At 68.8% G+C, this 7,188-nt stretch carries 8 protein-coding genes and 1 pseudogene; 6 read left to right on the top strand and 3 right to left on the bottom strand.

Features of this window, described 5'->3' with window-relative positions:
- Window positions 1–122 precede the first annotated feature (122 nt).
- On the bottom strand, window positions 123–587 hold the full coding sequence (locus FGD71_RS13435; RefSeq protein ID WP_119100661.1) for an RDD family protein: 465 nt from the start codon (window positions 585–587) through the stop codon (window positions 123–125).
- 199 nt (window positions 588–786) lie between these two features.
- Here FGD71_RS13435 and glnA point away from each other — a divergent pair, with 199 nt between their 5' ends.
- The 3 genes from glnA (at window position 787) to pspAB (ending at window position 3,957) form a co-directional block, all read left to right on the top strand.
- Window positions 787–2,196 carry a type I glutamate--ammonia ligase gene (glnA, locus tag FGD71_RS13430; protein WP_119100660.1) on the top strand — a complete coding sequence of 470 codons (1,410 nt, stop codon included), beginning with the start codon at window positions 787–789 and terminating at the stop codon, window positions 2,194–2,196.
- 235 nt (window positions 2,197–2,431) lie between these two features.
- On the top strand, window positions 2,432–3,352 hold the full coding sequence (gene htpX / locus FGD71_RS13425; protein ID WP_119100664.1) for a zinc metalloprotease HtpX: 921 nt from the start codon (window positions 2,432–2,434) through the stop codon (window positions 3,350–3,352).
- 2 nt (window positions 3,353–3,354) lie between these two features.
- Window positions 3,355–3,957 carry a PspA-associated protein PspAB gene (gene pspAB, locus FGD71_RS13420; RefSeq protein WP_119100659.1) on the top strand — a complete coding sequence of 201 codons (603 nt, stop codon included), beginning with the start codon at window positions 3,355–3,357 and terminating at the stop codon, window positions 3,955–3,957.
- Window positions 3,958–3,978: 21 nt separating this feature from the next.
- On the opposite strand, the gene FGD71_RS13415 is transcribed toward pspAB, so the two are convergent.
- Both FGD71_RS13415 and FGD71_RS13410 read right to left on the bottom strand, forming a co-directional pair.
- Window positions 3,979–4,251 carry a hypothetical protein gene (locus tag FGD71_RS13415; protein ID WP_119100658.1) on the bottom strand — a complete coding sequence of 91 codons (273 nt, stop codon included), beginning with the start codon at window positions 4,249–4,251 and terminating at the stop codon, window positions 3,979–3,981.
- Window positions 4,252–4,487: 236 nt separating this feature from the next.
- The gene (locus FGD71_RS13410; RefSeq protein ID WP_119100657.1) at window positions 4,488–4,796 is read right to left on the bottom strand and encodes a hypothetical protein; all 309 of its coding nucleotides are present in this window, start codon (window positions 4,794–4,796) and stop codon (window positions 4,488–4,490) included.
- Between the two features lie 258 nt (window positions 4,797–5,054).
- On the opposite strand from FGD71_RS13410, the pseudogene FGD71_RS13405 reads away from it, so the two are divergent.
- The 3 genes and pseudogenes from FGD71_RS13405 to FGD71_RS13395 form a co-directional block, all read left to right on the top strand.
- Window positions 5,055–5,747, top strand: a pseudogene (locus tag FGD71_RS13405) (SAM-dependent methyltransferase); the annotation flags it as partial.
- Window positions 5,748–5,888: 141 nt separating this feature from the next.
- Window positions 5,889–6,248, top strand: coding sequence for an arsenate reductase family protein (locus FGD71_RS13400; RefSeq protein WP_181359190.1), 360 nt, complete (start codon window positions 5,889–5,891; stop codon window positions 6,246–6,248).
- 58 nt (window positions 6,249–6,306) lie between these two features.
- Window positions 6,307–7,149 carry a hypothetical protein gene (locus FGD71_RS13395; protein WP_119100654.1) on the top strand — a complete coding sequence of 281 codons (843 nt, stop codon included), beginning with the start codon at window positions 6,307–6,309 and terminating at the stop codon, window positions 7,147–7,149.
- The last annotated feature ends 39 nt before the right edge of the window (window positions 7,150–7,188 follow it).

Genomic DNA, 7,188 nt, shown 5'->3' with positions numbered 1-7,188 from the left:
CCCGCAGCCGATCGGCTGCGGGGGCTCAGCGATGCCCGACACGGCTGTGCGCCATACAGCTGTGCGCCATACGGCTGTGCGCCATCGGCTGTGCGCCATCGGCTGTGCGCGATACGGCTGGTTCAGATCCGGACCTCGACCGTGCGCGCCAAGCGGTCGTGCAGGCCCCGGCCGTCCCGGTCCCAGACCAGGGCGGGGACGGCGATGCACAGGAGAGCCGTGCGCAGGAGGGCACGGAGCGGGCTGATGCCGCCGGCCTCGGTGACCACCCGGAGGCCGAACAGGCGCTTGCCCGGGGTGGAGCCGATCGTTCCGACGGTCAGGGCGCCCATGACGAAGAAGATGAGCAGCGCCCAGTTGCCGGTCGCCTGGTTGTAGCCCTCAGTGAGCAGCCCGTATGCGATCAGGAGGCACAGGGCCCAGTCGACGGCGAGGGCGCCGAGGCGTCGTCCCGGCCGGGCGATCGACCCGGGCCCCGACTCGGGCAGGCCCAGCTGCTCGCCCCGGTATCCGAAGTCGGCACCGGCTTCCTCCGCGGCCGCACGCGGTCCGGAGAGCCACGATCCGATTGCTCGCCTGTTGTCCACGCGTACAAGGTACTGCTCCCGTTTTGACATGCGGACACGTGGGGTCACGGGGGCCGGGGTCGGTTAACTTGGGCGAAACAAATGGGTCACGTCAGAGAAACCACCCGTCCCTATTGTCGGGCTCAGCGTGTGCCACCGCACTGGCCGCACGAACGAACTACCACCCCGGTCCACAACGGTCGGGAGTAGGAGGAGCTGGATGTTCCAGAACGCCGACGAGGCCAAGAAGTTCATCGCGGACGAGGACGTCAAGTTCGTCGACGTCCGCTTCTGCGACCTGCCTGGCGTGATGCAGCACTTCACGGTGCCGGCAGAGGCCTTCGACCCGAGCGAGGAACTGGCCTTCGACGGCTCCTCGATCCGCGGCTTCCAGGCCATCCACGAGTCCGACATGGCGCTCCGCGCCGACCTGTCCACCGCGCGCGTCGATCCCTTCCGCCGCGACAAGACGGTCAACATCAACTTCTTCATCCACGACCCGATCACGGGCGAGCAGTACTCCCGTGACCCGCGCAACGTGGCGAAGAAGGCGGAGGCGTACCTCGCCTCGACGGGCATCGCCGACACCGCGTACTTCGGTCCCGAGGCCGAGTTCTACGTCTTCGACAGCGCGCGTTTCTCCACCAGCGCGAACGAGTCCTTCTACCACATCGACTCCGAGGCCGGCGCCTGGAACACCGGTGCGGTGGAGGACAACCGCGGTTACAAGGTCCGCTACAAGGGCGGTTACTTCCCGACGCCGCCGGTCGACCACTTCGCCGACCTGCGTGCCGAGATCTCCCTTGAGCTGAACAATTCCGGCCTTCAGGTCGAGCGCCAGCACCACGAGGTGGGCACCGCCGGCCAGGCCGAGATCAACTACAAGTTCAACACGCTGCTCGCCGCCGCCGACGACCTCCAGCTCTTCAAGTACATCGTGAAGAACGTCGCCTGGCGCAACGGCAAGACCGCGACCTTCATGCCGAAGCCGATCTTCGGTGACAACGGCTCCGGTATGCACGTCCACCAGTCGCTGTGGCAGGGCGGCTCCCCGCTCTTCTACGACGAGCAGGGTTACGCGGGCCTCTCGGACACCGCCCGCTTCTACATCGGCGGCATCCTCAAGCACGCCCCGTCGCTGCTGGCCTTCACGAACCCGACGGTGAACTCGTACCACCGCCTGGTCCCCGGCTTCGAGGCCCCGATCAACCTGGTCTACTCGCAGCGCAACCGCTCCGCGGCCATGCGTATCCCGATCACGGGCTCGAACCCGAAGGCCAAGCGCGTCGAGTTCCGCGCCCCGGACTCCTCCGGCAACCCGTACCTCACGTTCTCGGCCCTGATGCTGGCCGGCCTGGACGGCATCAAGAACAAGATCGAGCCGGCCGAGCCGATCGACAAGGACCTCTACGAGCTGGCTCCCGAGGAGCACGCGGGCGTCGCGCAGGTCCCCACCTCGCTCCCGGCCGTCCTCGACTCCCTCGAGGCCGACCACGAGTTCCTGCTCCAGGGCGACGTCTTCACGTCCGACCTGATCGAGACGTGGATCGACTACAAGCGCACGAACGAGATCGCTCCGCTCCAGCTGCGTCCGCACCCGCACGAGTTCGAGCTCTACTTCGACGTGTGATCGACATGGTCGACGCGTAAAGCCTTCGGCTTCAGAGCCCCGCCACCGCCTCACCGGCAGTGGCGGGGCTCCGTCGTTCCGCCATGCCCTCGTTCCGCCATGTCCTCGTTCCGTCGTTCTTTGCCTCTCATGGGGGCGAACAGGGGCCGATCATGGGCAAACGGCTCCCGTTCTTTGGACGCGGTCGGAGCACAATGGAGGACGGGACGAGTGCCCGATGGATGGGGTGATCGTGATGCGGAGCCGTTTCCAGCCCGACCGGCGGTTGACCATGCGGATGGGGGCCACGCTGTTCCTGCTCGGGCTGCTGTACGTGGCGTTCGTCGCCGCGTTGATCGTGCTGCTGAAGTCGTGGGTGCTCGTCGTGGTGATCGCGGCGGCGCTGCTCGGCGCGCAGTACTGGTTCTCGGATCGGATCGCGCTGTTCGCGATGCGCGGGCGGGTCGTCGAGCGCGAGGAGTATCCGCAGCTGCACGGTGTGATCGACCGGCTGTGCGCGACCGCGGACATGCCGAAGCCCGTCGTCGCCGTGTCCGACATGGAGATGCCGAACGCCTTCGCCACCGGGCGCAACGCGGATCATGCCGTGGTCTGTGTGACGACCGGGCTGCTGCGGCGGCTGGAGCCCGCCGAGCTGGAGGGTGTGCTCGCGCACGAGCTGTCTCACGTGGCGCACCGCGATGTCGCGGTGATCACCGTGGCCTCGTTCCTCGGGGTGATCGCAGGGCTGGTGGTGCGGTTCACGTTCTACTCGCAGATGTTCGGCGGGGCGCGCAGGGATCAGAACACGGCCGTCATGCTGATGGCGGTGATGGCGGTGTCGGTGGCCGTCTACTCGATCAGTTTCGTCCTCATTCGGGCGCTGTCCCGCTACCGGGAGCTTGCCGCCGACCGCGCCGGAGCCATGCTCACCGGCCGACCCTCGGCCCTGGCCTCCGCGCTGACCAAGCTCAGCGGGGACATCGCCAAGATCCCCACGCGCGATCTGCGGACCGCGCAAGCCTTCAACGCCTTCTACTTCACGCCCGCGCTGGGTGCCACGCCCGGCCTCCAGCGGCTCTTCTCCACCCACCCCAGCCTGGAGCAGCGGCTTGAGCAACTCGGCCGTATCTCCAGCGAGCTGGGTCAGTCACCGACCTCCGGGCAGGCGGGCTGAGCATGGGGATCCTGGACATCCTGCTGGGCCGCAGCAAGCCGGTCGCGCCCGATCTCGATCAGCTCTTCGGGCTGCCTTCGGCCGCCGTCACTCTGGAGGCGGCGGCCGGGTTCACACCGACCGGCCACGGCGCGGTGTGCTTCGCGACCGTCGAGGGGGCCGCCTTCGACGACGTACGTCAGGAAGTGCGGGCGCTGCTGGACGCGGATGCCGGGCGGAACGGGCCGCCTGTGGAGGTCAGCCGGGACGCCTACGGGTACACGTGGCTGGTCTCGCGGCGGAAGCCGGAGGATCTGCCCGCGCTCGTCGGTGATCTGCACGCGGTGAACAGTGCCCTGGAGAGCAGTGGTTTCGGGCCTCAGCTGCTGTGCTCCGTGGCCGGCTTCCAGGACGGCGAGGGGCGACCGCTCGGTCTCGTCTATCTCTACAAGCGCGGTACCTTCTACCCCTTCGCGCCGCTGCCGGGCGGCGGCGAGCGGCGCGACAACGCGTTGGAGTTGCAGGTCAGAGCCGTGCTGGTGAACGACCTGCGGGTGGAGCAGGACCTGGGCCGCTGGTTCCCGATCTGGGGTGCGCCGGGTCTGGGCCAGGCCGACACCCCCTAGGGGCCCAGGTCGGCGGCCTGGTCAGCGGCCCTTCGGCTGGCGGCCCGCCCAGGGGCGTTCGCGGCGGTAGCGGCGCTCCCACTTGGCCTGGCGGTCACGGCGGTCGCGGTACGCGCGGTAGCTGTCGTCGAAGCGAGCCGAGGACCCCGAGGAACCGCCGGCCGACGAGGACTGTCCGGTGCTGCCGTAGCGGAGGTGCAGGTAGAGCAGCGCGGCCGCGGCCATCCACCAGAGGGGGTTGTTGAAGCCCATGACGACCAGAACAAGGATCGCCAGAATGATCAAGGTACCCATGACAGTCTCCGGGTGCCGGTTCATCGGGTGGCTTGAGAGTAGCCCTCAGGATGCCGGGTGCCCCCTGCCCGGAGGAAACGATTTACGCGGACGCGCCCCTTCAGGGGCGCGGGGAACTGCGCGACCAGCCTCTCTGTTTCGGGAAGGGGTGAGGTCGGGGAAAGGGAACCCCGCCCCCACGCACCAGGTGCCGGCCGCCCCGAGCGCGACCGGCACCTGACATACCGCCGGAGGCGTCAGCGGGCGTAGCGCATCAGCGCTCGGACCATGTGGCAGGTCGTGTCCGACGGCGGGTGGACGCCGATGAGTTCGGCCGTGCTGCGGATCCTCTCGTTGCGAGCCTGGTTGGGCATGTAGACACCGGAGTCCAGGAGAGCGATGGCAAGCCGCATCGCCTTGAGACGGCGGTTGTGCGTGATGTACCAGTCACGCGGCCGCCCCGGCGGGAGCGGACGCTTCTCGACGGGCTCGTAGGGCAGTTCCAGCAGAACGGCCCTCTTGGATGTGGACTGGGTGGGCAGCGGGCGGAGTGCGGCAGCGGGCACGGGCATCCTCCTGTCGCGGTCAGGGAGCCATCCGTCGACCCCCTCGAACACTGCCTCCAGTTTAGCGCCCGCCACTGACATCCAGAGGGTCCACGAGGACCAACAAACTCCCAGGACAGAGGGCGAATTGACGAGCTGTCACGCCAGTGCGGGGAGGTGCGGAAGGGGTGGACCAAAAATCGAACAGAGCCCTCGGCGGGTACGGCGATCCACCACGGGTGACGCGAACAAAATCGATGGACACAGAGGCTCAGAGGGCCGTTCACCAGTGACAAGCTCGCCATCCTGGGCCAGGCACTGAACCTGGCCCCCGGGACGCGCGCACTCGACCTCGCCAGCGGATCGGGCGAGTTGCTGTGCACCTGGGCGCGGGATCACCGCGTCACCGGGACCGGTGTGGACATCAGCACGCAGGGCATCGCCAAGGCACGTGCCCGCGCGGCCGAACTGGGCGTCGCCGACCGGGTCGAGTTCGTCCACGGCGATGCCTCCGGGTACGTCGCGGACGAGCCGGTCGATCTCGCCGCGTGCATCGGTGCCACCTGGATCGGCGGCGGCGTGGCCGGAACCGTCGAGCTGCTGGGCCGCAGCCTGCGCCCCGGCGGCCTGATGCTGATCGGCGAGCCGTACTGGCGCGAGGCACCGCCGGACCAGGAAACCGTCCGGGCCTGCCACGCCGACAGCCCATCCGACTTCCGGACGCTGCCGGAGCTGATCGAGCAGTTCGGCCACCTCGGGTACGACACCGTGGAGATGGTGCTGGCCGATCATGACAGCTGGGACCGGTACCGGGCGGCACAGTGGCACAACCTTCGCCGCTGGCTCGACCAGAACCCCGGCGACGAGCTCGCCGCCGAGGTGCGGGCCGAGCTGGCCACCGCCCCCGCCCGCTATGCGCGCTACGAGCGTGAATACCTCGGCTGGGGTGTCTTCGCGCTGATGGGCCGCTGACGGTCCGATCAGTGCGGGTGCGGAGGCGGGTGCGGGTCCGGGTGGCATGCCGCCCGGACCCGCGGTTTCGCATGGCCGCACGGCCCCCTGACCCGGCACCCTGCCCTGGCCCCCCGCCCTGGTTCGCGTACCTTGTGCGGCATGGAGATCTGGATCAACCCGGCCTGTTCGAAGTGCCGCGGCGCCCTCGAGTTGCTGGACGAGGAGGGTGCCTCGTATACGGTGCGGCGGTATCTGGAAGACGTACCGACCGAGGACGAGATCCGTGAGGTCCTGACGCGGTTGGGGCTGGAGCCCTGGGACATCACGCGGACCCAGGAGGCCGAGGCGAAAGAGCTCGGCGTGAAGGAATGGGCTCGCGACGCCGGCTCGCGCGAGAAGTGGATCAGGGCCCTGTCGGAGCACCCCCGGCTCATCCAGCGGCCGATCATCACGGCGGAGGACGGAACCGCCGTCGTGGCCCGTACGGATGAGGCGGTACGGGACGCCCTGTCCCGATAGATACGCCTTTGTCGGGTGACCGGATAGTAAGTGGGTCGCCCTGTTATTCTCCGCCGCCATGACCTTTGATGATCAAGGAATGCCCTACGGGCCGCCCGACCCCTACGCCCAGCCGTACGGACCGCCCGACCCCTATGCCCAATGGGTGGCCGAGCAGGAGCGGATACGAAGAAGACGCAGAACCCGGCTCGCGGTCGGGAGCGCGGTGGGCGTCGTGCTCGTGGCGGTGGTCGCGGCCGGGGGCGCTGTGTACATGGGGAGCGGGGACAGTGAGGAGGAGGTGGCGGCTCCCGCCGCCTCCTCCTCTTCCAGTACGCCGGCCGTGTCGGCCGTTCCGTCCGTGGTCGTCGATTCGCCGTCCGGGGCGCCCTCGCGGCTGCCGTCACTGCTCAAGCGGCCCATCGTGCGCCCCGAGCAGGCCTTCCCCGAGACGAGCGTCCGCCTGAAGGACGGGTCGACGTACCAGCGCGTGGACAGGGCCACGACGACCGAGTGCGCGCGCGGGATGTCGCCGGAGCTCGCCGCGCTCATCGAGCAGGGCGAGGAGTGCGCTCGGCTCACCGCCGCGCTGTTCACGGATGCCGACCGGCGTTCACAGGTGACGGTGACCGTGTTGAGTTTCCGGCGGGTCGAGGACGCCTCGCGGGTGTTCGCGATGGCCTCCATGGATCCGGTGACGTATCAGGTGGTGTCGCTCGACCCTCCCCCGGAGGCGGGGCTGCCGACCGTTCCGCCCGGCTCGGCCGGGGTGTTCCGGCGGCTCATGACCGTGCGGTCCGTCGTCTTCGCGAACGGCCAGTGGGCAGACGGCGCCGAGACGCGCGAGAAGGCGCTCACCCAGCAGACGGAGGGGCTCCTGCAGTACGTCAACGACAACGTCGTGGCCCACGAGGACGGCTGAGCCGCATCGACCCCTACGTGACCTGCGTCATATGAGTGA

It is taken from the genome of Streptomyces sporangiiformans, from assembly GCF_005768555.2.
GTDB lineage: Bacteria > Actinomycetota > Actinomycetes > Streptomycetales > Streptomycetaceae > Streptomyces > Streptomyces sporangiiformans.
This window is presented reverse-complemented; position numbering and strand designations above follow the sequence as displayed.